Genomic DNA, 24,107 nt, shown 5'->3' with positions numbered 1-24,107 from the left:
GGCAGACGTGGATGCGCGCCTGTCGGACGGCACGCTCGTCTCGCCCGTCGCGGCCTCTTTGAATACTACAATCACACCAATGCCAACCTGCGCGTATGCGCGTGAGGACGAGAGGGGTGGTGCGCGTGAAGCCCACTCGTGCACTCGAGACCCTCGCGAACATCCGGGTGAACCTCGTCGCGTTCGTGTCCATCGCGATGTTCGTCGGCCTGGGCATAGCCGTGTTCCTCGGCATCCGCTGGGGCGGCGAGGCCATGCGCCTCGGCGTCCACGGCGCCATGGAGGCCGGGTCCGCCCATGACATCGAGGTGGCCTTCCCCTACGGCCTGACCGACGAGGACCTCGCGCGCCTGCGCGAGGTCGAGGGCGTGAGCGACGTCGAGGGCGGCTACAGCGCCTTCGCCACCATCTCCGGCACGTCCGGCGACATCGTCATCAGGCTCCAGTCGCTCACCGAGCGCATGGACCGCGCGACGGTGGTTGACGGACGCCTGCCCGAGGCGGACGACGAGGTCGCGCTCGTGCGCCACTGGGCGAGGCGCGCCGGCATCGCGGTGGGGGACACCATCGAGCTCAAGCGCGGCCAGGGCACGACCGGAGCCGACTGCATGCGCTCCGGCAGGCTCAAGGTCGTCGGCCTCGTGCAGCACCCGTCGTACCTGGGCGTCAACAACGGCGCGCTTGGCATCTCGCCCACCACGTCGGGATCGGTCGAGTGCGCGGGCCTCACGACCAAGGGCGCCTTCGACCCCGACAAGCTCTTCGGCGCCTACACCAACGCCTACATCCGCTGCGACTCGCTGGCGGCGCTCAACACCTTCCACGACGACTACGTCGCGAGCGTCCGCCAGATCGCCGACCGCGTGGACGCCCTGAGCGCCGAGCGCGCGACCGCGCGCTACGACAAGGTCTACGCCGAGAGCCGTGACAAGGTCGAGGACGCCCGCCGCCAGCTCGACGACGGGACGCGCACCCTGGACGAGCTGCGCGAGACCCTCTCCTCGGGCGAGAGGGACCTTGCGGCCGGCCGCAGCGAGCTCGCCCGCGGCGAGGCCGCCCTGCTCGACGCCCGGCTCACGCTCGCCGACACGCGCGCCGTGGGCGCAGAGCAACTCGCCGATGCGTACCGGACGCTTCTGTCCTCCCAGTATGACCTCGAGTCCGCGGGCGCGGCGCTCGAGAAGCAGCAGGCCGCCTTCGACGCGCAGGTGGCCGGCTTCGATGACATGCGCCCGTACTACGACGCCATGATGGAGGGGTACAACGAGGCGTCCTCGCGCATCGACGCGCTCGAGGGGCGCCTGTCGGACTTCGACGCGGCGCTTGGGGCATGGCGCGACGCGCCCGCCGCCGAGAAGGACGCCCAGTGGGGCCAGGTCACGGCACGCTACCAGGAGTTCTTCGTCGAGTACGCGAATGTGTGCACCGCCGAGGCCGTCATGTCCGCGTCGGCCTGGATCGTCTCCTCCGCCCTCGGCTCGCCCCTCGACATCCCGTCGCCGCCCGAGCTGCCCTATCCCATCGCCCCGGAGGGCGCGGAGGCGACTGTCGCGAGCGCGCGGGGCGCCGTGGGCACGGCGCGCGAGGCCATCGGCGTCGTGGGCGCGGCGAGCGTCACCGTGGAGGGCGAGACCGTCCCCATGATCGGCATCCCCGAGGCGCTTGACCGCATGGGAGGCACGCTCCTCTCGGCACGCGAACAGCTCGACGCGGCGCGCACGCAGCTCAGTGAGGGGTGGGCGCTCTACTACGAGCGCAAGGCCGCCCTCGCCGCGGGCACGGCCGACGGCACGAGCCAGATCGCGGAGGGCCAAGGCACGCTCGACTCGCTGCGCGGCCAGCTTGCCGACGGGGCCGAGCGCATCCAGGAGGGGTGGAAGGCCCTGGACGAGAAGGGCGGCGAGCTCGAGCGCGCCCGCCCGGACGTCGAGGCGGCCGAGCGGAGCCTCTCGAAGATGGAGCGCTTCGACTGGGCCGTCCTCACGCGCAACGAGGGGCCGTGCGCGATCCCGGTGTTCACGATGGCCAAGATGATCGACAGCGCGTGCTGGGCGATGGCGCTCCTGTTCGTGCTCGTCGGCCTGTTCGTCTGCTACTCGGCCGTCGCGCGCCTCGTGCACGAGCAGGTCGTCCAGATCGGGACCAAGAAGGCGCTCGGGTTCACCGCACGGGAGGTCTCCCACGGATACCTGCTCTTCTCGGGCATCGCCGTGGCGGCGGGCCTCGCGATAGGCGCGGTGCTGTCGGTCGTGCTCGTGCAGACCATCATGAACCCGTCGGTGAACCGCCAGTTCGACATCGGCACCTACCCGCCGTTCTTCAGCCTTCTCGAGTTCGTGGCCATGGGCGCCGTCGAGCTCGCCCTGATCCTCGCGTCGACGCAGTTCGCGATTCGTGGCGTCCTCAGGCGCGAGGCGGTCGAGCTTCTGGCCGGCGGACCCCAGGGTTCGGCGCACGGGCGCTTCTACGAGCGCTGGGCCATCTGGTCGAAGATGTCGCTCTACGCGCAGACCATCGTCAACAACCTCGTGAACGACAAGCGTCGCGTGATCGGCACGCTCGTGGGCATCGTCGGGTGCACGGGACTCATCGTCACGGCGCTCACGCTCTCCGACGACGTTGCGCGCAGCCTCGCGTCCCACTACGAGAACGTCTACTCGTTCGACACCATCGTCTGCTGCGACGTGGCCGAGGGGGAGGCGCCCAAGGAGATCGAGAACGCCCTGTTCGAGCAGGGGCTCGCGGGTGTGCCGGTCTACCGCCGCGGCATGCAGGTGCGCAAGTCCGACGGCGGGCGCGGGTTCGCGACGGTGTACGTGCCCATGAACGAGTCGGTGTTCGACCGCTTCTACCGGGTGCGCTCGCATGGCGACGGCGAGGACGGCGGGCGCTCGGCCGACGACGGCCTGTGGGTCTGCGTCGGGTTCGCCGAGCACAACGGCATTGCCGTGGGCGACACCGTCGAGCTGCTCGAGGCGACGGGCAAGAGCCGCGAGCTCAAGGTCGCCGGCATCTACGACTCCTACCTCATGCGCAACGAGTTCGTCCTCTCGGCGAGCGCGTACCGCGAGGCCTTCGGCAGCGAGGCCCGCACGAACTGCTTCCTGACGGACCGCGAGGGGCAGGACGTCACGCAGCTCCAGGGCGCGCTCTCCGGCGTCAAGGGGTTCCAGTCGATCGAGGACGACCGTGGCCTTGCCGAATACGGCTTCGGCCAGATGAAGTCTCTTCTCGACACCGTCGTGAAGGTCTACCTGCTGCTGTCGGCGCTCATGGCGTTCATGGTGCTGCTCAACCTCTACAACATGTTCGTGAGCGAGAAGAAGCGCGAGCTGATCGTGCTCATGATCTGCGGCTACTCGGTGCGCGAGGCCAAGGCCTACATCTACCGCGACTCGATCGCGCTCACGGTGCTGGGCATCGTGGTCGGCATCGTCTTCGGCTCGTTCATGGGCTCGATCGCCACGCAGGCGCTTGAGCCCGAGGTCGCCTTCTTCCTGAAGGACTTCAGCCTGATGGCCGCCGTCGGCGGTGCCGTGGCCACGTTCGCGTTCTCGATGGGCGTGCTGCTGATGTCGCTGCGACGCATCCCGCGCTTCGACCTCACCGACATCAACCGCTTCTAGTTCGCGCGAGGCGCGCGTGCGCGGTCACGTCGTTGGCCGGCCGTTGGTCGTGCGCTACTCGCAGAGGCGCAGGACGCTCTGTGCGCGGCGGGCCGCGTAGTGGCTGGAGGTGCCGAGGCTCTCGAAGAGCAGGCGCAGGCCGACCTCGCCCATGCCCATCTTGAGCGCGTGCGCGACGCAGAGGTTCTGCAGGCCGACCGTGGACGAGACGATGTCGAGCCCGGTGCCGCCCAGCTGTCGCTCTGCGAGATCGAAGGCGCGCTCGGAGTCCTCGTCGACCATGCGCTTGAGGTCGCCGATGGTGCTGAACTCGAGCATCTCGAACGCGGGGAGGTAGCCGAGCATGTCGACGTCGTAGATCTCGGAGTCGTTGATCTTTGCGATGCGCTCGTTGAGCTCGTCAAAGGGGTGCGTCTCGAGCCACGCGTTCCAGGTGTCGCCGTCGAGGGCGACCTCGTCGAGGCGGCCGTGTTCGATCAGGACGTGCGCGTCGTGGCGGTAGCGGTCGAGGCCGTCACGGATGCGGACGAACTCGTCGTCGGCGAGCTCGAAGAGGCTGGCGACGCGGCTGAAGGAGCGCCTCCACGTCCGCGGGCACTCGATCTCGGCCTTGTAGCCGGTGTCGTGCTCGATCTCGGCCCAGACGTGCTGCAGCGCCGAGCGCATCTGCACCTCGAAGCGAAGCGTGCCCGAAAGGGGATAGGCATCCTCGTCGCACATGCCCTTGGGGAGGCGGCAGAGGCAGTGAAGGGAGAGGTAGCCGAACTGGGTCGCGGCAAGCTTCGAGCGCTTGTCCTCTATGTCCTTCTCCTCCACGTCGAAGAGCTCCTCGACGATTTGGGCGACGCGTTCGACGTCGTCGACGAAGTAGGTGATGACACGCAGACCCACGAGGTCGGTCACGTCGAGCACGGACTTGTAGGTGCCCTTGCGCGTGAGCTTGCCCGCGAGCGACTCCTCGGCCTTGACTCGGCCGGTCACGCCGGCGCACATCATGCCGCTCTCCTCGACCTTCTTCTGGAGGGCTGCCCACGCCGTGTCCGCGACGAACTTGAGGGTGGGCTCGAGCTCGTGGTAGCTCTCGATGATCTTGGCGTTGGTTTGCTCGGACATGGCCTCTCCCGTCTGCCGCGCTCGTCGTGCGGCATGGGTGTGCGTGCTGCCCCGGACGCGTCGCGGCCGGGGGCAAGCTCTTCTCATCTGCCTTGAGTATAGTCAAAGGGGCATCGTATCCGCAGGTCGAGCGTGCGGTGATGCGTCCGCGGACGCAGTCGCCCGTCCAGCGGAGTGGGGGTGGTGGGCCTGCCCGTATTCTGTGGGTCGTATGGTAGCGTATAGATGTCGTGACCATGGCCCCGGCGTGCCCGGGACGTCGCATCGGTGGTGGCATGGAGAGGTATCGCTTCGAAGAGTCGGCGCTGTGCCTCATGGAGGCGTCGTGCATCCCGTTCGCGGTCTACCAGTTCGTCGACAGGCGCGTCGTGACGCTCGCGCTCTCGAGGGGGTTCTGCGACCTGTTCGGGTTCGACGACCGCGACGAGGCCTACTTCGTGATGGACAACGACATGTACCGCGACACGCACCCCGACGATGTGTCGCGCATCGCCAACGCCGCCGTGCGCTTCGCGACCGAGGGCGGCCGCTACGAGGTGGTCTACCGCTCGAAGGCGCCGGGGGCGAGCGAGTTTTCGGTGGTGCACTCCTTCGGCGAGCACGTCTATACCCCCGACGGCGTGCGACTGGCCGTCGTCTGGTACACCGACGAGGGCGTCTACGAGCGCGACGGCTCCGCTGAGAGCCCGATCACGTCGACGTTCAACCGGCTGCTGCGCGAGGCGAGCCAGCTTCGCGAGGGGCAGTACGACTCGCTGACGGGCCTGCCCAACATGACCTACTTCTTCGAGCTCGCGGAGGCGCGCCACCAGAGCTATGCGGACGAGGGCCGCACGCTCGCGGTGCTCTTCTTCGACTTGGACGGCATGAAGGCCTTCAACCACAAGTACGGGTTTGCCGCCGGCGACGAGCTCCTGCGCGCGGTCGCCAAGGTGCTCGTGGGGTTCTTCGGCAACGAGAGCTGCGGTCGCATCGGCCAGGACCACTTTGTCGCGTGCGCCGACGCACGAGGCATCGAGGCGCGCCTCGAGGAGCTGCTCGTCGCCTGCAAGGAGGCCAACGGAGGCCGGTCGCTTCCCGTGAGGGTTGGCGTCTACGTCTGCGAGGACGAGGGCATCAGCCCCAGCGTCGCCTGCGACCGCGCCAAGATGGCGTGCGACCTCAACCGCGGGACGTACGTCTCGACGTACTCCGTCTTCGACGAGGCGCTGCGCGAGCTCGTGCTGAGGCGGACCTACATCCTCCAGAACCTTGACCACGCCATCGAGCGCGGGTGGATCCAGGTCTTCTACCAGCCGATCGTGAGGTCGGCGACGCGGCGCGTCTGCGACAGGGAGGCGCTCGCCCGCTGGGTCGACCCCGAGCGCGGGACGATCTCGCCCGCCGAGTTCATTCCGATCCTGGAGGATGCTCGTCTCATCCACAAGCTCGACCTGCACGTGCTCGACCTCGTGCTCGAGCAGATGGTCGCAAGGAAGGCGGCGGGGGAGGAGGTCGTCCCCGTTTCGGTGAACCTCTCGCGCGCAGACTTTGATGCATGCGACATCATCGGCGAGATCTGCCGCCGCGTCGACGAGGCCGGCATCGACCGCGCCCTCGTCAACATCGAGATCACCGAGAGCGTGGTCGGCAGCGACTACGTCTACATGCAGCAGCAGATCGACCACCTGCACGAGCTTGGGTTCAGCGTCTGGATGGACGACTTCGGCAGCGGCTACTCGTCGCTCGACGTCCTGCAGCGCCTCGACTTCGACCTCATCAAGTTCGACATGCACTTCTCGCGCGAGCTCTCCAACTCACGGAAGAGCCGCGTCATACTCATGGAGCTCATGCGCATGGCCGAGAGCCTCGGCATCGAGACGCTCGCCGAGGGCGTCGAGACGCGCGAGCAGACTGACTTCCTGAGGGGCATCGGCTGCGGCAGGCTGCAGGGGTACTTCTTCGGCAAGCCCGCGCCGGATGGAGGCCTCGATCTGGCTGGCGAGTCGATCGCCTAGGCCCGAAGGGCCCGCTCGCACTCGATGACGGCGTTGCGCACGCAGTCGTCGCAGGGGCAGAGCATGACGCCGGTGTCGCGGCCCTTGAGGTCGGCGCAGCGCTCGGCGCCGCAGCGCTCGACGAAGCGGTCGAGCAGCTCCGAGGCGTCGCGGCGCATCTGGCCGCCGTCGGAGCGGGCGAGGCCGAGCACCATCTCTGCGCCCACGAGCGCGCCGCAGGTGCCTTCCATGGCGCCCATGCCCAGACCGAAGGGCGAGCCGAGCTGGCGGAGCTGCTCCTCGGTCATGCCGAGCTCGTCGGCGAAGGCCAGAAGCACGGCCTGGCAGCAGTTGTTCTTGCTGTGCTTGATCTCGACGGCCCTGTCCGCGCGCTCCATGTCGTCCTCCCTTGCAAGGCGCAGGCTCTTCTCGCCCGCGCGTTTTCTCGTCTCTAGCGACATGGTATCCCACGTGCGGCCTCGACGGCCATCGGGACCAGCCCCTTTCGCCAGCCTCTAGATCGCGAACCGGCACCCTGGTAGGATCAATTCTGCTGTACGGGAAGCGACGGAGAGAGGGCAGATGGGCAGGGCGGACATGCGCGGGGTGCTGGGGCAGCAGGGTCGCAGCTACGACGTCGAGGCGTTCGAGGAGCACTGTCACACCATTACCGACGAGCTCTTCGACTACGTCACGTCGGGCGCTCAGTAGGGGAACAGGCGGAGCGGCAGATTGCCAATCCCTTGCGCGACTCCCTTGCGCTCGATGGTCTTGATTGGCGCGTTGATTCGCTAAAGGGTCTTTGTGTCCTGCTCTTGCCACCAGAGGTAGTCTGCCCAGTACTCGTCGGAGAAGTTCTTATTAGTCCTCATCTACCAGCTCGCGCGCATGACCCATGCCGGCGTCGAGCTGAGCGATCGAGCGGCGAATGTGGGCGAGGTTCTCCTCGCCGTAGAAGCCCTGCTGCTCCTTGAGGGCCTCGACCACCTTGACGTCGGCGGGAAGCCAGTCGACCGAGTCGATGTGCTCGGCGTCGAGCCAGCGCGCATCCTCGTGCTCGAGCAGGGTGAGGTGCCCCTCCTCGACCGAGCAGAGGAAGCAGTCCATGTCGAGGTGGAAGGTCTCGTAGTCGTGCTGCACGTTGCACACCAGGCGCTCGGGCCTGACGGTGCAGCCCAGCTCCTCGCGGATCTCGCGGACGATGGCCTGCTCGGGCGTCTCGCCCTCATCGATCTTGCCGCCAGGGAACTCCCAGCCGTCCTTGAAGTCGCCGTATCCGCGCTGCGTCGCGAAGATCTTATTGTCGTTCTCGATGATTGCCGCGACGACCCTGACCGTCTTCATGCTGCCTCCGATTGACGTGTGCCCACGAGGCCACAGTCTACTCCGCGCACGTCAGCGCCCTCGGCCCGTCTTTCGCAAGACGAGAAGATCTCTACGATTCGCGCTGGCGGGGGAGGGCGGGGCAGCGCACGCGCTCATTGCGGGCAGGCTGAACCAGGTGAGTCCGTCTTGTTTCCGTCGCATGCCTTGACCCGCGAGCGACCCCTGTTTTGCCAGTTGTTTAGTTGATGACCACGTATAATGACCCTGCATTCGCATATCCGCTCGTGGCACCGGCCGCGACGCCGCCTTGGATGGAGGAGACCGTGACCCCAGCGAACGAAGTAGCGCGCACGCCATCGCATGTGCGCACGCGCCTGAGAAAGATCCTGTCGGTATTCCTAGCCGTGACCCTCGTTTCGGGCCTCGTGCCTCAGGTCCCGCAGGCGCACGCCGCGTCGAGTGACCGGCCTGACTCTGCCAAGCTCAAGGTGGTCGGAAGCAGCGCGAAGGAGATCGACGTCACCAAGGAGGTCGCCACGCTCGACTCGAGCATGGCGAAGGGGACCGACATCACCCTCGACGTGTCTGACGCCTACAGCAGCCTGGGGCCTGGCGACCGCCTGCGCAAGCTCGTCCTCGAGGACTCGTCGGGCAAGCAGACCGAGCTGTGCAACCTCAACACCAACCCCATCAGCTTCAAGAGCGACAAGCTCGTCGAGGGCCAGAAGGTGAAGCTGATCACGTCCACCAAGGACTCCAAGGGCAACTACGTGAAGCGCTACGAGCGCCAGCTCAACGTGCGCATCACCAACGGCAAGGCGGCCGAGCAGAAGCCCGCGGGCAATAATTCCATCCCGGGCATGAGCTCCGACGGCGGCCAGTGGTCCTTCTCCAACGGCCTGCAGTACACGTTCAAGAACACAGGCTTCAAGTTCCTCGACGGCACGACCATGAACCTCGGTGCCATCAAGCTGCCGATCCAGTACAAGCACAACCCCGACGGCACCACCATCGCGGGAATCAACGTCAGCCCCGAGGACAAGGACTTCTACAACGCCGTCAAGAACGGCAACGTCTGGCAGAAGTACACCGACGAGGCCGTTGCCAAGAAGACCTCCGAGATGGACAAGGGCTGGAGCGGCAAGAAGCTCGGCTCCTGGGGCGGCAAGAAGTTCGACTGGAACATCTGCGGCTACATGGAGTTCAACACCAAGGACCCCGCCGCACCCCGCGCGGTCAACCTCATCATCTCCACGGGCGTCAAGGCCGAGGGCCACGCCCAGTACCTCATCTTCACGGGCACCGTCACCTTCACGCTCGGCGGCAAGGCGGTCCTGTCCGGCAAGCTGACGCCGGGCAAGGGCATCGAGGGCAAGTTCGGCCTGGGCGCCTACGCCGGCCTCGAGCTCTACGTTGGGCTTGGCCTGCAGTACGTCGCCTCGGTCGGCGCCTACGGCAAGGGCCGCATCGACATCGACTTCCAGATCCTGCCCGAAGCCTACCTCGACTCCATCGTCCTGAACGGCGAGCTGGGCGCCAAGGCGAAGGTCTTCGGCTTCACGGTCTACACGTGGAAGATCCTCGAGGGCAAGAAGGTCGTCTACACCTCCAAGAAGGGCAAGAGCCTCCCGCGCGGCGTCAAGGGCGCATTCCCGCTCGACGCGAGCGCGCTCGGCGAGTCTCCGCTGGCTGTCTCGGCCGACGAGGCCTACCCGCTCGACTCGCGCGACTACCTGCTCGCGGCCAGCGACGACACCGACGCCACCGGCTCCGTCATCCGCAGGGGCATCTACGGGGAGACCGAGCTCACCTGCGCCACGACCGACGCCGGTCCCGTTATCGCCTACATCGCCGACGCTGACCAGGTTCCGGGCGCCGAGGGCCGCGACGACGAGAACCGCAGCATGCTCGTCTACTCCCGCCTGGTGAACGGCGAGTGGACCGAGCCCAAGCCAATTGACGTTTCCGAGAAGAGCGGCTCCTTTGCCGACTACACGCCCACGATCACGACGGACGGCGAGAACTGCTACGTCTCGTGGCTTGCCGCGGACAGCTCCATCGCCGAGGGTGCGAGCATCGCCGACGTGGGCTCCAAGCTCGACGTCAACGTCGCGACCATCACGCCTGAGGATGTCGTCACGGTCGAGACCGTGTGCGAGGAGAGCTCCGAGGAGGGCACCATGCCCTCCAATCCCATGGCGATGAGCGTCGGCGGCGACCTCTACGTCGGCTGGTACACCAACCAGACCACCGGCGACAGTGGCGAGGTCCTCGGTGCGGCCGGCGAGCACACGGTGCGCCTCTACCACCGCGCGTCTGACGGAACCTGGGAGAAGTCCGCAGAGTCCCAGACCCTCACGGGCGCCATGTCCTCCTTCGACATCGGCGTCTTCGACGGCCAGCCCTGCTGCGCGTGGTCGCTTGAGGAGGGCGTCGACCCCGCCGCGGGCGAGACGACGATCGAGCCCGGCGCGCGCCTCGCGACCTCCTCGGTCAGCGTCCTGACGGCCGACAAGGAGAGCCTGATCGCGCAGCGCGCCGGCAACGCCCAGTTCGCCAAGTGCTCCGGCGAGGACCTGCTGACCTATGCCATCCTGAGCGAGCCCGGCGACGACGCCGTGAGCCCGCGCATCTCCATCAACGGCTCAAGCGGCTCCGATGACCAGGGCAGGGTCGTGCTCGACGGCGCCGCGGTCGACCTCCCCACGTCGAGCTACCGCATCGCCGGCGACCTCGGGAGCAACTGCAACGGCAACGTCTCGTTCCTCGTCACGTCCGGCGGCACGACCGACATCCAGTCGCTCGTCACGACCGGCAACGGCGCCGACGACTGGACGTCCGTCGTCGAGGCGACGGCCGACAGCGACGTGGTGACCGACTACGCGGCCACCTATGCCGACGGCCTGCCCCTGTTCATCTTCGCGACCGAGCCCACCCTCGACGGCATGGGCGAGGCCGCAGACGACGGCGCGGTCAACCTCAACCAGTCGACCGCGGCCTCGCTCAGCCACCTGTGCGTGGACGACGTCGACTACGACGAGTACGCCTACGACACCGGCGAGTCCATGCCGGTCGACGTCCACTTCGTCAACGACGGCATGCTCGACGTCGACGGCTCCGACATCTGGGTCCTCGAGGACGGCATTGCCACCAAGGTCGCGAGCACCGACGAGGCCGTCGCCATGGACGGGGAGGGCAACGCCACCTTCGACTACACGCTGCCGCCGCGCGACTTCTTCGACAAGGCGCGCGAGTTCACCGTCTACGCCGCGCCCAAGGGTGCCGAGGTGACGGCCGGCAAGATCCAGCGCGAGAAGGACGCGGGCTCGGCGCAGACCGTCTCCTTCGGCGCCCCGTCGCTCTCGCTCGAGGTCGACCATCGCGTCGTGGACGACCAGGAGTCCGTGGCCGCGACCGTCACCAACGACGGCATCGTGCCCCAGGGCGCCCGCCTCGTCTACGCCAATGCCGACACCGGCCAGGAGCTGCGCGCCGTCGAGGTTCCCGCCCTCGGCGAGAACGAGACCTTCTCCGACACGCTCGACGCCGCGGACGGCTTCTTCCGCAGGGCCGGCGTGGAGAACATCACGATCACACTGCAGAACGACGGCTCCGACAACGGCAGCTACGACATCAACAACACCGAGTTCGTGAACACCTGGGAATTCACCGACGACGAGACGAGCGAGCAGTCCATGCCCGAGGAGCAGCCCTCCCAGCAGCAGGAGCAGCCTGCCGCGAGGCGCCTGCCCGACACCGGCGACGTCGCCCCCAGCGCGGCTGCCGCCCTTCTCGCCCTCGTGGCGCTCTGCGGCGCGCTCGCCCTGCGTCGCGGCAGAGTGGACGGCGAGCTCTAGCCACCCAGGCACCACGCACCAAGCGGGCGCCCCGTCGGCCGAGACAACCCCTCGGCTGGCGGGGCGCCTTTCGCGTGGCGGTGCTCGCGGGCGACCCTGGCTGGGTGGTACCATTTCGAGAAGAGCCTGGACGTCTTCCTTCGAAGGGAGTTTCGCATGAGGTATCCCGCCAAGTTCGCAGTCGCCATGGTGACCGCCGCGCTCACCGTCGCCGCGGCCATGCCGATCGCCCTGGCCGACACGGCCATGCCGTTCGAGCCCGACCCCAAGCTGTCGGAGGACCAGCCCGTCGACCCCGTCGACCCCACCGACCCGTCCGAGGACCCCAAGCCCATCGTCATCCGCGCGTATGACATGCTTCGCCTGTACAACCGCTACACCGGCGAGCACTTCTACACCTCCAGCACCTACGAGCGCGACAGCCTCGTCAACGTCGGCTGGACCGACGAGGGCATCGGCTGGCATGCTCCCGCCAACTCCAAGACGCCGGTCTACCGCCTGTACAACCCCTATGCCGACGGCGGCGACCACCACTACACCACGAGCGCGACCGAGAGCCTCTCGCTCATCGAGGCCGGCTGGTCCTACGAGGGCATCGGCTGGTACTCGGACGACAACGAGACCACGCTCATCTACCGCCAGTACAACCCGTTCGCGGTCTCAGGCACCCACAACTACACCCCGAGCAAGTTCGAGAACGACGAGCTCGTCAAGCTCGGCTGGAAGGAGGAGGGCATCGGCTGGTACGGCGTCGAGTTCACCGACGAGGTCTAGCGGGGCGCAGGGACCCGCGCCCCGGCGCGACAGTCAACACGCAGTTTGCCTACGGCGGCGGGCGACCTTGGGGTCCCCGCCGCCTTTCTGTGAGAAGATGATGCCCACGCGAAGCGACGGCGCAAGGCCGGAGGAGCCCGCATGCTGTACACGCCCAAGACCAAGGTCGCCCTCAGGATCTGCTACGAGGCCCACGCCGGCCAGCTCGACAGGGCGGGCGCGCCCTACGTGTTTCACCCGTTCCACGTCGCCGAGCAGATGGAGACCGAGGACGAGGTCTGCGTCGCCCTCCTCCACGACGTGGTGGAGGACACCGAGCTCACCCTGTACGACCTGCGCGCGGCCGGCATGGGCGACGAGGTGCTCGCGGCGATCGACCTGCTCTCGCACGACCCCGGCGTGCCCTACCTCGAGTACGTCGCCTCGGTCGCCGAGAACGAGCTCGCGCGCCGCGTGAAGGTCGCCGACCTCAGGCACAACTGCGACCTCACGCGCCTCGACGCGCCGACCGAGCGCGACCGCGAGCGCATCAGGAAGTATCACAAGGCCCTGGAGGTGCTAGGTGAGCATGTCTGACGAGACGCGCGACCCGCGCAAGGACAACGCCGAGAAGAGCGTGCCGCCGGTGCCCGCTGGCATGGGCGTGCCCATGGAGGAGGACGTGATCGGCTCGGTCGACGCCAGCGTCCCCGAACCCGCGGCCGCCCCCGACTCCGCCTCCGACCCGAAGTCGGCCGCCGACCCCGCCGCCCCCGCTGTGCCCGCACCCGCCGGCCCCGTCCCGAGTGCGCCCTCCGCACACGACGACGCCGGCGCGCCCGACCCCGACCCCGACGGCCCCGCCGCCGCGACCGCCGATCTCTCGGCCGCGGGCGCGGACAAGCCAAGGCGCCGCGGCGGCACCGCCAAGCGCGTGCTCGCCCTCGTCGCCGTGCTCGCGTTCGCGGCGTTCCTCACCTTCGGTCCCAGCGTGCTCAAGCCGCCCTCCGTCGACGCGCCGGCCACGGCCGAGCAGCAGCAGGAGGAGGCCGAGCGCGAGGAGGAGGCCGCGGCCTCGACCGTGCACACCGGCGAGCGCCCGCTCGTCCTCGTGGTCGTCGGCTTTGACGGCGACGAGTCGGGCCAGGGCGCCTGCGCCTACCGCGACGACTTCGACTGGCACAAGCTCGCCTTCGAGGACGCCGACGGCGCGAGCGCCTACTACACCGGGCAGTCCACCGGCTCCTTCACCTGGGTTCCCGCCACCGAGAAGAGCGCCTATGGGACCGACGGCAACACGTGTGTGGCGGACAGCGCGAACGACGGCATCGTGCACGTGAGGCTACCGCGCGCCCACGGCCACTGGTTTGCCGCCGACAGCTCCGAGCTCTCGGGGGAGGACGCCGCGGCGGAGCTCGCTGACGACGACTTCGACGCCTGCGTCCGCCAGGCGGTCACCGCGGCCGAGAAGTACGTGGACCTCGGCTCCTACGACAAGGACGGCGACGGCCTTCTCGGTAACCGCGAGATGGGCGTCGGCATCATCATGGCCGGCTTCGAGCGCGACGGCGACTGGATGACGATGCTCGACGACGGCGAGTTCCCGCGCATGCAGGCGCACGCCAAGTGGTTCGGCAGCGCCGGGCGCAAGAGCGGCCTGGCGGCCTTTCCCAAGGACACCATCGTCATGGGCGAGCAGGTCACGCGCGTGCCCGACAGCCGCGTGGATGACGCGGAGGTTGACCGCGGCGTGCTTGCGGTCGAGCCCAACAGCCTGGGCACCATGTGCCACGAGCTGGCGCACAACCTGGGCCTTCCCGACTACTACGACATCGACTACCTCGAGGACGAGCCTTGGGTCGGCTGGACGCCGGGCTACCTCTCGATCATGGACATCGGCTCCCTCGCGCGCGTGTCGCGCGGCGACGGCACCTTCGCGCAGCGGCCGAGCGCATTCGACCCGTACTCGCTCGCGCGCCTCGGCTGGCTCGAGCCCCAGCAGGTCACGGCCTCGGGCACCTACGAGGTGCGCGCCGCCGGGGCCGAGGGCGGCAAGAGCGTCCTGCGCATCGAGAGCGGCACGCTCGGCGAGTACTTCCTGATCGAGAACCGCGAGGCCACTGGGCAGGACGAGGGCCTCCTCGACGCCTTCGAGGACGCCTCGCTGGGCACGGGCACGCTCCCGGACGGCTCGAGTGCGCGCGGCGGCATCGTCGTCTGGCACGTGGACGAGCGCGTCTTCGCCGACCAGACCGTCGACAACACCGTCAACCTGGCCACGCACCGACCGGGCATCACCGTGCAGTACCTCATGGCGACCAACTGGGAGAACCCGACCGCGGGCCACACCCTCGACTTCGCCCTCGAGGAGGTGCCCGACGTGGAGTCCGCGTTCTGGAGCGCCTCGCTCGCGCGGCAGCGCTACGACGAGCTGGGCGTCGGCAGCTTCCAGCTCTGGCGCTACGGCGAGGGCTCCGCTGCCGACGACACGAACGCCCGCGCTTACATCGGGGCGCACCTCGACTTCGCGGACGAGCCCGGCCCCATCATGCACGTGAGGGTCGACCTCGCCAGCTAGGCGCGACCGGCGCGCCCGTGCGGGCCGGACTGTGCCATACTTCACATGTTGCCTGACACGAAGCGGGCGCGGGGGCGCTGGGCGCTCTTCTCGCCTGCTGAAGACAAGGGGAGAACATGAGAAGTGACCTCGTCCACCTGGTGGATGAGCTGGCCGAGCGCCGCGCGCTTCCGGTCGAGGGCTACCAGGCCCTCGTGGAGGGCGCCGACTCCGAGCTCCGGGGCCTGGCGGCACGCCGCGCCTTCGAGGAGCGCCGGCGCGTCTTCGGCGACGCGGTGTACGTCCGCGGCCTCATCGAGATTTCCAGCCACTGCAGAAACGACTGCCTCTACTGCGGGCTCAGGCGCTCCAACGCGAGCTGCCAGCGCTACCGCCTGTCCACCGAGAAGATCATGGCGTGCGTGGACGAGGGCTACGAGCTGGGCTTTCGCACCTTCGTGCTCCAGGGCGGGGAGGACCTTGCCTTCGACGACGAACGCCTCTGCGACGTGGTGGCGCGCATCAAGCGCGCGCACGGCGACTGCGCCGTCACCCTGTCGGTGGGGGAGCGTCCGCGTGAGGTCTACCAGGCGTTTCACGACGCCGGCGCCGACCGCTTCCTGCTGCGCCACGAGACGGCCGACCCCGCCCACTACGCGCGCCTGCACCCGGCCGAGATGTCGCACGCGCATCGCCTCGCGTGCCTGCGCGACCTGCGCGAGGTGGGGTTCGTGATCGGCTGCGGCTTCATGGTGGGCTCGCCCCACCAGACCGCGCGCAACATCGCGCTCGACCTCAAGTTCATCGAGGGGCTCCGCCCGGAGATGTGCGGCATCGGCCCGTTCGTCCCGCACCACGCGACGCCCTTTGCCCACGAGCCGGCGGGCTCGGCCGACCTCACGTGCTTCCTGCTCTCGCTTTTGCGCCTGCAGAACCCAAACGTGCTGCTGCCGGCCACGACGGCGCTCGCGACCGTCGAGGGCGACGGGCGCGAGCGGGGGATGCTCGCGGGCGCGAACGTGGTGATGCCCAACCTGTCGCCTGCCGACGCGCGCGAGAAGTACCTGCTCTACGACGGCAAGGCGAGTTCGGGAAGCGAGGCCGCCGAGGGCCTGGCCGACCTGCGGCGCCGCATGGCCGGCATAGGCCTTCGCGTGGTGGTCGACCGCGGCGACCCGCCGCACGCGACCGCCGCGGGCACCGCCATCTGAGCGGCGCCGCACCCACCGCACCCACCACAACCAACGGCGCACGCGCGCCGACACCCACAAGGAGAGGAACGAGCATGGCCTACAAGTACGACCCGAAGTCACGGTGCGCTGACGAGTTCATCAACCACCAGGAGATCCTCGACACGCTGGCCTACGCCGACGAGCACAAGAACGACCTCGAGCTCATCCACCAGATACTCGAGAAGTGCAAGCCCAACCTGCACCCCGACAAGGACCACTGCGCCGTTATCTCGCACCGCGAGGCGTCGGTCCTTCTCGCCTGCGACGACCCCGAGGTGAACGAGGAGATCTTCCGCCTGGCCCGCCAGATCAAGCTGGCCTACTACGGCAACCGCATCGTCCTGTTCGCCCCGCTCTACCTCTCCAACTACTGCATCAACGGCTGCAAGTACTGCCCCTACCACGCCATCAACAAGACCATCCCGCGCCGCAAGCTCACGCAGGACGAGATCCGCGACGAGGTCATCGCCCTGCAGGACATGGGCCACAAGCGCCTCGCGATCGAGGCCGGCGAGGACCCGGTCAACAACCCGATCGACTACATCCTCGACTCCATCCACACCATCTACTCGGTCAAGCACAAGCGGGGCGCCATCCGCCGCGTCAACGTCAACATCGCCGCGACCACGGTCGACGAGTACCGCGCCCTCAAGGAGGCCGAGATCGGCACCTACATCCTGTTCCAGGAGACCTACCACAAGGAGAACTACCAGGAGCTCCACCCCTGGGGCCCCAAGCACGACTACAACTGGCACACCGAGGCCATGGACCGCGCCTTCGAGGGCGGCATCGACGACCTGGGCCTCGGCGTCCTCTTCGGCCTCGACGGCTATCGCTACGAGTTCGCGGGACTGCTCATGCACGCCGAGCACCTCGAGGCCGTCAACGGCGTCGGCCCGCACACCATCTCGGTCCCGCGCGTGAAGCCCGCCGACGACATCGACCCGACGGCCTTCGACAACTCGCTCACCGACGACATGTTCGCCAAGATCATCGCCCTCATCCGCATCGCCGTGCCCTACACCGGCATGATCATCTCGACGCGCGAGAGCGAGGCCGTGCGCAGGCGCGCCCTCGAGCTCGGCATCTCGCAGATCAGCGGCGCCTCGCGCACGAGCGTCGGCGGCTACACCGAGGAGGTGCGCCCCACCGACACCGAGCAGTTTGACGTCAGCGACCAGCGCACCCTCGACGAGGTCATCGCGTGGCTCATGGAGTGCGACCACATCCCCAGCTTCTGCACCGCGTGCTACCGCGCCGGCCGCACGGGCGACCGCTTCATGAGCTTCTGCAAGAGCGGCCAGATCCACAACTACTGCCACCCCAACGCGCTCATGACGCTCTCGGAGTTCCTCTGTGACTACGCGAGCCCCCACACGCAGGAGCTGGGCTGGAGCCTCATCGAGCGCGAGCTCAAGAACATCCCGGACGAGGGACGCCGCCGCCTCTGCGCCGAGCACATCGAGCAGATCCGCACCGGCCAGGGCAACGACTTCAGGTTCTAGCGATCTGCGCGAGCGCCGCGCGCACGCCAGCGCGCGCCGGCCGCCGCGCGTCAGGCAGGGGAGAGGAGCCTCATGAGCCTTGCAGAGACCCCCTCGGGGGAGCGCGTCCACATCGGGTTCGTCGGCAGGCGCAACGCCGGCAAGTCGAGCCTGGTCAACGCCGTCACGGGACAGGAGCTCGCCGTGGTCTCGGACGTGGCCGGCACCACGACCGACCCGGTGCGCAAGGCCATGGAGCTTCTGCCCGTGGGCCCCGTGGTGATCGTGGACACGCCGGGCGTCGACGACGCAGGCGGCCTGGGCGAGAAGCGCGTGCGCAAGGCCCGCGAGGCGCTGCGCCGCTGCGACGTGGCCGTGCTCGTGGTCGACGCCACGCGCGGCCCCGGCGACGTCGAGCGCGACCTCGCCGCAGACCTCGCCCGCCGCGGCGTCCCGTTCGTGGTCGCCCGCACCAAGGCCGACCTCGCCGGCGCGCCCGCAGGCCCGCTGCCCGCAGGCGCCGCGCCCGACGACCTCCCCGGCGCCGCGGCCGTAATCAGCGTCTGCGCGCCTGAGGGACTCGGCGTCTTCGAGCTGAAGGAGGCCATCGCCGCGGCCGCCTCGGGCGCGCGCCCGCAGCGCCGCCCCATAGCCGACCTGATCTCGCCCGGCGACGTCGTCGTCCTCGTGGTCCCCATCGACGAGTCCGCGCCCAAGGGCCGCCTCATCCTCCCGCAGCAGCTCGTCCTGCGCGACATCCTCGACGCGCACGCGAGCGCGCTGACCTGCCAGCCCGAGGAGCTCACGGCCACGCTCGCCACGCTCGTCTCGCCCCCGCGCCTCGTCGTCTGCGACTCGCAGGCCTTCGAGCGCGTCGCCCGCGACGTGCCCGAGGACGTCCCCCTCACGTCGTTCTCGATCCTCATGGCGCGCTACAAGGGAAGCCTTTCCGCGCTCGTTCGCGGCGCCGGCGCGCTCTCGACGCTCACCGACCAGAGCCGCGTCCTGATCTCGGAGGGCTGCACGCACCATCGCCAGTGCGCCGACATCGGCACCGTCAAGCTGCCCGCCTGGATACGCGCCCACGCCGGCGCGAGCCCCACGTTCGCCTTCACGTCCGGCGGCGAGTTCCCCGACGACCTCACGCCCTTCGACCTCGTCGTCCACTGCGGCGGCTGCATGCTCAACGAGCGCGAGATGGCCCACCGCATGGCGCGCGCGGCCGCCTGCGGCGTGCCCATGGTCAACTACGGCGTCGCGATCGCCCAGATGCGGGGCATCCTCGAGCGCAGCCTCGAGCCCCTCGGCGGCATCGCGCAGATCCTGGGGGACTAGCCATGGAACTTGCCGAGAAGAGCGATACCCTCGCTCGTGCCCGCGCCTTCGCACACGAGTGCCACGCTGAGGCGACGGAGATGCTGCGCGAGCTCGCGGCCATCGGGGCCCCGACCCGCCACGAGCAGGCGCGTGCCGCATGGGTGCGCGACTGGGTGCTCGCCCAGACCGCGGGCCAGGCCGACGTCGCGATCGACGACGCCCTCAACGTGGTCTGGCACATCCCCGCGCCCACGCATGGCCTCGCGCCCACGCGCGACTCGGCGACCGAGGGCGCTCTCGTCATCTCCGCGCACACCGACGTCGTGTTCGGCGACGAGCGTCACGTCGTGCGCGAGGAGGGCGGGCGCATGTACGCCCCCGGCGTGGGCGATGACACCGCGAACCTCGTCGTCATGCTGCTCGTGGCCCGCGACCTCTGGCTCTCGCGCTCGCACCTCGAGCGTGACGTGATCGCCGTGGCCAACTCCTGCGAGGAGGGGCTGGGCAACCTCGACGGCACCAAGGCCCTCTACGAGCGCGAGGCCGACCGCGTCGGCGAGCACGTCGCCTTCGACGTTCACCTCGGCGAGGTCGTGGGCCTGGCCGTCGGCTCGCACCGCTGGCGCCTGGGCGTCTCGTGCGCCGGCGGCCACTCCTACTTCGACTTCGGCGCGCCCAACGCCATCCTCGAGCTGAGCCGCCTGATCGAGGGGCTCTACGACCTCGAGCGAGGTGCGTCCACGACGGTCAACGTCGGCCGCATCGAGGGCGGCACCACCGTGAACGCCATCGCCGCGTCCGCGAGCGCACTCGTCGAGTACCGCAGCACCAGCGAGGCCGAGCTTGCCGCCATGCGCTCCGGCCTCGAGTCGCTCGTCGAGGCGGCCACGCGCCCCGGCGTCGACGTCACGCTGGAGGAGATCGGCGTCCGCCCGGGCGCCGCCGGGGTGGACGAGCGCGCGCAACGGGCCCTGGTCTCGCGCGCCCTCGCGGCGTATCGAGCGACCTGCGGCGAGACGGTCGAGCCCGAGTCCGCCTCCACCGATGCGAACGTCCCGCTCAGCCTCGGCATCCCCGCGATCTGCGTGGGCACCGTGGCGGGCGACGGCATGCACACGCGCGGCGAGTGGGTCGACCTTGCGAGCCTCGGGCGCGGCCTTGCCCTCGCGCACCTCCTGGTCTGGGGTGAGACCCGCCCCGCCACGCCATAGCACGGGGCCGCGTCGGGCCGCCATCGGTCCGCTCGCTACAGCGCGAGCTCGTACATGTCGAACGCCATGAGGCCGGTGTCCTCGTAGAAGATCTCGTGGGTGCAGGCCAGCGAGAAGCCCGCCTCCTCGTAGATGCGGCTCGCCGCAAGGTTTCCGGGCACCACGTCGAGGTGCATCACGCGAGCCCCGCCGCGCCTGGCGATGTCGATGGCCGCCCGCACGAGCTCGGCGCCGAGGCCTCGCCCGCGAAAGTCGGGCGACACGGCGAGCAGGTGGATGACCGCGACCTCATCGGGTGCTGCCTTTAGCTTCCAGGGCACACCCGCGTACTCGGGGTCCTCGTGCGGTGTTACGACCATGGCACATGCGATCTTCTTGCCCGCGTGCCCCACGTACAGGTCGCCCGCCTCGATGTGCCCCTCGATGTCGGAGCGCGCGGGGTAGACGCCCGGCGTCCAGCGCGGGCCGTACGCGTCGAGGTCCTGGTGCGCGCACACGTTCTCGTAAAGCAGCCAGGTCGCCTCAAGGTCACCCGCAACAGCGGGTTCGATGCGGTCGAGCATGGTCGCTCCTCCCTCGCGCGGCTTCGCGCCTCATGCCTGACGCCACCCTTTCATCCCACATGATAGGCGAGGGCGGGGCATCCCACTGCCTCCGCCGCCTTGCCTGTTCCCAGGGGTTAATCCAATCTCGCTGACAATGCCCCGCATGCCGGTCCCTGCAGCGCAACTGTGCCTCGACGGCTTTTTGCGCAGCGGGCCGACGGCCGCCTGGCGGCGATGTCCCCCAGTCGGCCCTATGGCGTCGTCTGCCGCGCCGCCTGCGGTTATGTTCGCAGCCGCTGCCTGCGTGCATGCTAGAGTCACTGGCATGGTAAATCGCAATCTAAGGTGGTCGACATGTCACGCAAACACACCTACCAACGACCTCTTGCGATGACGCTGCGCGCCCTCGTCGCCTGCGCCCTCGTACTCAGTTGCGCGATGCCCTCGCAACTCGCGCGCGCCCAGGACCAGGCCGCAGAGCCTGCCGGGCAGACGGCTCCTGATGACTCCTCCGCCGAGCAGGCGACCCCCGACGCCCCGTCTGTCGCTCAGGCCGCTCCTGCCGAGCAGGCGGCATCCGGCGACGCGTCCGCTGCTCAGGCGCCCGCCGAGTCGACCTCGCCCTCCAAGGAGCTCGTCGCGGCTGCGGCCCTCGCACCTGCGACGGACGTCGCTCCCCAGGCCTCGCGCATCGACGAGATCCTCGCCGGCCTCCCGCTGAAGGAGCGCATCGCCCAGATGATCATGCCGTGCTTCCGCACGTGGAACGGCACCGACGTCACCGAGCTCAACGAGGAGCTCGCGGCCGCCCTCAGGAGCCACCAGTACGGCGGCGTCCTTCTCTACGGCTCCAACGTCAAGGGCGCAGAGCAGACCGCGCGCCTCATCTCGGCGCTGCAGCAGAACAACGCCCAGATCGCCGACGTCGCCCACGTCCCGTACCTGCTCCCGGTCGACGAGGAGGGCGGCATCGTCACCCGCCTGTCCATGGGAACCCGCATGAACGGCAGCATGGCCGTGGGCGCGACGGGCGACGAGGCCCTCGCGAACGCCATCTCCACGGGCGGCGTGATTGGAAGCGAGCTCGCGGCCCTCGGCTTCAACGCCGACTTCGCCCCCGACGCCGACGTCAACAACAACCCGCTCAACCCCGTCATCGGCACGAGGTCCTTCTCGGACGACCCCGCCAAGGTCGCCGAGCTCGCCCCGGCCTTCGCACGCGGGCTGGCGCGCAGCAACGTCGTGGGCACCTTCAAGCACTTCCCGGGCCACGGCGACACGGCGGCAGACACCCACATCGCCTCCGGCGTCGCGGTCGACAAGACCATCGACGAGCTCAGGTCCTGCGAGCTCGTCCCGTTCAAGGCGGCCATCGACGGCGGTGCCGACCTCATCATGACGGCCCACATCACGCTGCCTAAGTACGACGACGAGGTCACCTTCGGCGACGGCGTCACGCGCGGCTACTTCCCGGCCACGATGTCGCCCAAGATCATGGGCGAGCTGCTTCGCGGCGAGCTGGGCTACCAGGGCGTCATCGTCACCGACGCCCTCGAGATGGACGCCGTGAGCAAGGCGGGCCTCGTCCCCGGCGAGCAGGGCTCGGTCGAGTATGCGGCAAACGTCGCCGAGAAGGTCATCGGCGCGGGCGTCGACATCCTCCTGCTGCCGAGGGACCTCACGAACGAGGACGCGGCCACCTTCTACGACGAGTACATCGACGCGATCGCCGCGAAGGTCGAGGCGGGCACCGTCTCCGAGGACCGCATCAACGAGAGCGTCCGCCGCATCCTCACGCTCAAGGACAAGTACGGCATCCTCGACACCGACACCTCGGGCGACAACATCGACCAGGTCGTCGAGCGCGCCAAGGCCGTCGTCGGCTCCGACGAGAACCACGCGACCGAGCGCGGCATCGCTCGCCAGGCCGTGACGCTGCTCAAGAACGACGACCTCACGCTGCCCGCATCGGGCCACCACGGTCGCCGCGTCCTTCTCGGCCGCGTCCCGGCGGACTGCGTCGCGATCCAGAGCGCCGTGGACGACCTCATCGCCCGTGGCGTAGTCGCGGAGAACGCACATGCCGTGAACCGGGCGACGGGACAGGAGAGCGGGGACGCCGACTCGCCGGTCAGCATCGTGATCGACTACTACTATGACCCCGAAGCCGGCGCGTCGCGCGTCGACGGCGAGCTTGCGGAGGAGATCCGCGGCGCCGACACCACGCTCGCGATGACGAGCACCTCGGGCGTCGGCACGCTCCAGGACGACTCGCCCCTGTGCCAGGGCGTCATGAGTGCCATGGCGATCGCGCACGAGGCGGGCGGGAAGTTCGTCCTGCTGAGCGGCAACCTGCCCTATGACGCCGCGCGCTACCAGGACAGCGACGCCATCCTGCTTGCCTACATGTCCGCCGGCACGGGCGTCGACCCGACCGACCGCAGCGCAGGCAACGCCGGCGCCTTCAACGCGAACATCGCCGCCGCCATCGGCGCCGTCTTCGACGACGTGCAGCCCTCCGGCAAGCTGCCCGTCCAGATTCCGCGCATGGTCCAGGGCGACGACGGCTCCTGGTCCTTCGACACCGCAAGCACGCTCTACGAGCGCGGCTTCGGCCTCGGCTTCGACTACGTCGTGACCGAGGGGGCGGGCCAGACCTACCAGGCCGGCTCGGGCCTCGCCGCCGTCTTCGAGGCCAACGCCCGCCACGACCTGCTCTCCTCCGTGATGGTCGATGGCCAGGGCGTTGCCGCCGATGACTGCAGCGTCACCACGGGCTCCACCGTTCTCTCGCTCCACGACGACTACCTCGACACGCTCGACGCCGGCGAGCACTCGCTCACGCTCTCTTACGACTACCCCTCGGGCGCCGTCGACGTCAACACGACCTTCACGGTCGAGAAGAGCAACGCGAACATGCCCAGCGACAACAGGGGATCCTCCGACATGCCCAAGACCTCCGACCCGACCCTCGACGTGCTGCCGATCCTGATCGCGGCGCTCGTCCTGATCGCCATCGGCGGGGCCGTCTACGTCATCAGGAGGAAGCGCCAGTAGCGCTAACGCCTGCCTAGCGGACTGACCGGGGGCGCCTGCGGGCGCCCCCTCCT

The 24,107-nt window shown here is 68.9% G+C and carries 16 protein-coding genes; 12 read left to right on the top strand and 4 right to left on the bottom strand.

The window, feature by feature from the left end; translation table 11 throughout:
• The first annotated feature begins 125 nt into the window (after positions 1–125).
• Positions 126–3,626, top strand: a complete 3,501-nt coding sequence (locus M5D76_RS08300; protein WP_248922917.1) for an FtsX-like permease family protein — start codon at positions 126–128, stop codon at positions 3,624–3,626.
• Positions 3,627–3,680: 54 nt separating this feature from the next.
• Here the strand turns inward: M5D76_RS08300 and M5D76_RS08295 are convergent, their stop codons facing one another.
• Complete coding sequence (locus M5D76_RS08295; RefSeq protein WP_248922916.1) at positions 3,681–4,739, bottom strand: GTP pyrophosphokinase; 1,059 nt, start codon at positions 4,737–4,739, stop codon at positions 3,681–3,683.
• A gap of 275 nt (positions 4,740–5,014) precedes the next feature.
• On the opposite strand from M5D76_RS08295, the gene M5D76_RS08290 reads away from it, so the two are divergent.
• Positions 5,015–6,736: a sensor domain-containing protein gene (locus tag M5D76_RS08290; RefSeq protein ID WP_248922915.1), complete on the top strand. Its 1,722-nt coding sequence runs from the start codon at positions 5,015–5,017 to the stop codon at positions 6,734–6,736.
• On the opposite strand, the gene M5D76_RS08285 is transcribed toward M5D76_RS08290, so the two are convergent.
• Entirely contained in the window at positions 6,733–7,176 is a 444-nt protein-coding gene (locus tag M5D76_RS08285; protein WP_248922914.1) for a C-GCAxxG-C-C family protein, read from the bottom strand. The genes M5D76_RS08290 and M5D76_RS08285 overlap by 4 nt on opposite strands.
• Positions 7,177–7,297: 121 nt before the next feature.
• On the opposite strand from M5D76_RS08285, the gene M5D76_RS09205 reads away from it, so the two are divergent.
• Positions 7,298–7,426 (top strand): hypothetical protein, encoded by a 129-nt coding sequence (locus M5D76_RS09205; RefSeq protein ID WP_283102125.1) that lies wholly within the window; start codon positions 7,298–7,300, stop codon positions 7,424–7,426.
• Between the two features lie 150 nt (positions 7,427–7,576).
• On the opposite strand, the gene M5D76_RS08280 is transcribed toward M5D76_RS09205, so the two are convergent.
• Positions 7,577–8,059, bottom strand: a complete 483-nt coding sequence (locus M5D76_RS08280) for a (deoxy)nucleoside triphosphate pyrophosphohydrolase (RefSeq protein ID WP_248922913.1) — start codon at positions 8,057–8,059, stop codon at positions 7,577–7,579.
• A gap of 305 nt (positions 8,060–8,364) precedes the next feature.
• On the opposite strand from M5D76_RS08280, the gene M5D76_RS08275 reads away from it, so the two are divergent.
• The 8 genes from M5D76_RS08275 to M5D76_RS08240 all read left to right on the top strand — a co-directional run bounded on the left by M5D76_RS08275 (position 8,365) and on the right by M5D76_RS08240 (position 20,452).
• Positions 8,365–11,898: a hypothetical protein gene (locus tag M5D76_RS08275; RefSeq protein ID WP_248922912.1), complete on the top strand. Its 3,534-nt coding sequence runs from the start codon at positions 8,365–8,367 to the stop codon at positions 11,896–11,898.
• Between the two features lie 156 nt (positions 11,899–12,054).
• On the top strand, positions 12,055–12,672 hold the full coding sequence (locus M5D76_RS08270; protein WP_248922911.1) for a hypothetical protein: 618 nt from the start codon (positions 12,055–12,057) through the stop codon (positions 12,670–12,672).
• 141 nt (positions 12,673–12,813) lie between these two features.
• Positions 12,814–13,248 carry a GTP pyrophosphokinase gene (locus tag M5D76_RS08265; RefSeq protein WP_248922910.1) on the top strand — a complete coding sequence of 145 codons (435 nt, stop codon included), beginning with the start codon at positions 12,814–12,816 and terminating at the stop codon, positions 13,246–13,248.
• Positions 13,241–15,229 carry an immune inhibitor A domain-containing protein gene (locus M5D76_RS08260; protein WP_248922909.1) on the top strand — a complete coding sequence of 663 codons (1,989 nt, stop codon included), beginning with the start codon at positions 13,241–13,243 and terminating at the stop codon, positions 15,227–15,229. The genes M5D76_RS08265 and M5D76_RS08260 overlap by 8 nt, the downstream gene beginning before the upstream one ends.
• A 116-nt stretch (positions 15,230–15,345) precedes the next feature.
• Positions 15,346–16,419, top strand: a complete 1,074-nt coding sequence (gene hydE / locus M5D76_RS08255) for a [FeFe] hydrogenase H-cluster radical SAM maturase HydE (RefSeq protein ID WP_248922908.1) — start codon at positions 15,346–15,348, stop codon at positions 16,417–16,419.
• Between the two features lie 74 nt (positions 16,420–16,493).
• A complete protein-coding gene (gene hydG, locus M5D76_RS08250) occupies positions 16,494–17,945 on the top strand; it encodes a [FeFe] hydrogenase H-cluster radical SAM maturase HydG (RefSeq protein ID WP_248922907.1) in 1,452 nt (483 codons plus the stop codon).
• 72 nt (positions 17,946–18,017) lie between these two features.
• Entirely contained in the window at positions 18,018–19,259 is a 1,242-nt protein-coding gene (gene hydF, locus M5D76_RS08245) for a [FeFe] hydrogenase H-cluster maturation GTPase HydF (protein ID WP_248922906.1), read from the top strand.
• A gap of 2 nt (positions 19,260–19,261) precedes the next feature.
• Positions 19,262–20,452: a M20/M25/M40 family metallo-hydrolase gene (locus M5D76_RS08240; RefSeq protein WP_248922905.1), complete on the top strand. Its 1,191-nt coding sequence runs from the start codon at positions 19,262–19,264 to the stop codon at positions 20,450–20,452.
• Positions 20,453–20,487: 35 nt separating this feature from the next.
• On the opposite strand, the gene M5D76_RS08235 is transcribed toward M5D76_RS08240, so the two are convergent.
• Positions 20,488–21,015, bottom strand: a complete 528-nt coding sequence (locus M5D76_RS08235) for a GNAT family N-acetyltransferase (RefSeq protein ID WP_248922904.1) — start codon at positions 21,013–21,015, stop codon at positions 20,488–20,490.
• 336 nt (positions 21,016–21,351) lie between these two features.
• On the opposite strand from M5D76_RS08235, the gene M5D76_RS08230 reads away from it, so the two are divergent.
• Positions 21,352–24,054 (top strand): glycoside hydrolase family 3 protein, encoded by a 2,703-nt coding sequence (locus M5D76_RS08230; RefSeq protein WP_248922903.1) that lies wholly within the window; start codon positions 21,352–21,354, stop codon positions 24,052–24,054.
• The last annotated feature ends 53 nt before the right edge of the window (positions 24,055–24,107 follow it).

Origin of the sequence: Olsenella intestinalis, assembly GCF_023276655.1 — a bacterium.
Classification (GTDB): domain Bacteria; phylum Actinomycetota; class Coriobacteriia; order Coriobacteriales; family Atopobiaceae; genus Olsenella_J; species Olsenella_J intestinalis.
Note: the sequence above shows the minus strand (reverse complement) of the source record. Positions and strands in the feature narration are given on the sequence as shown.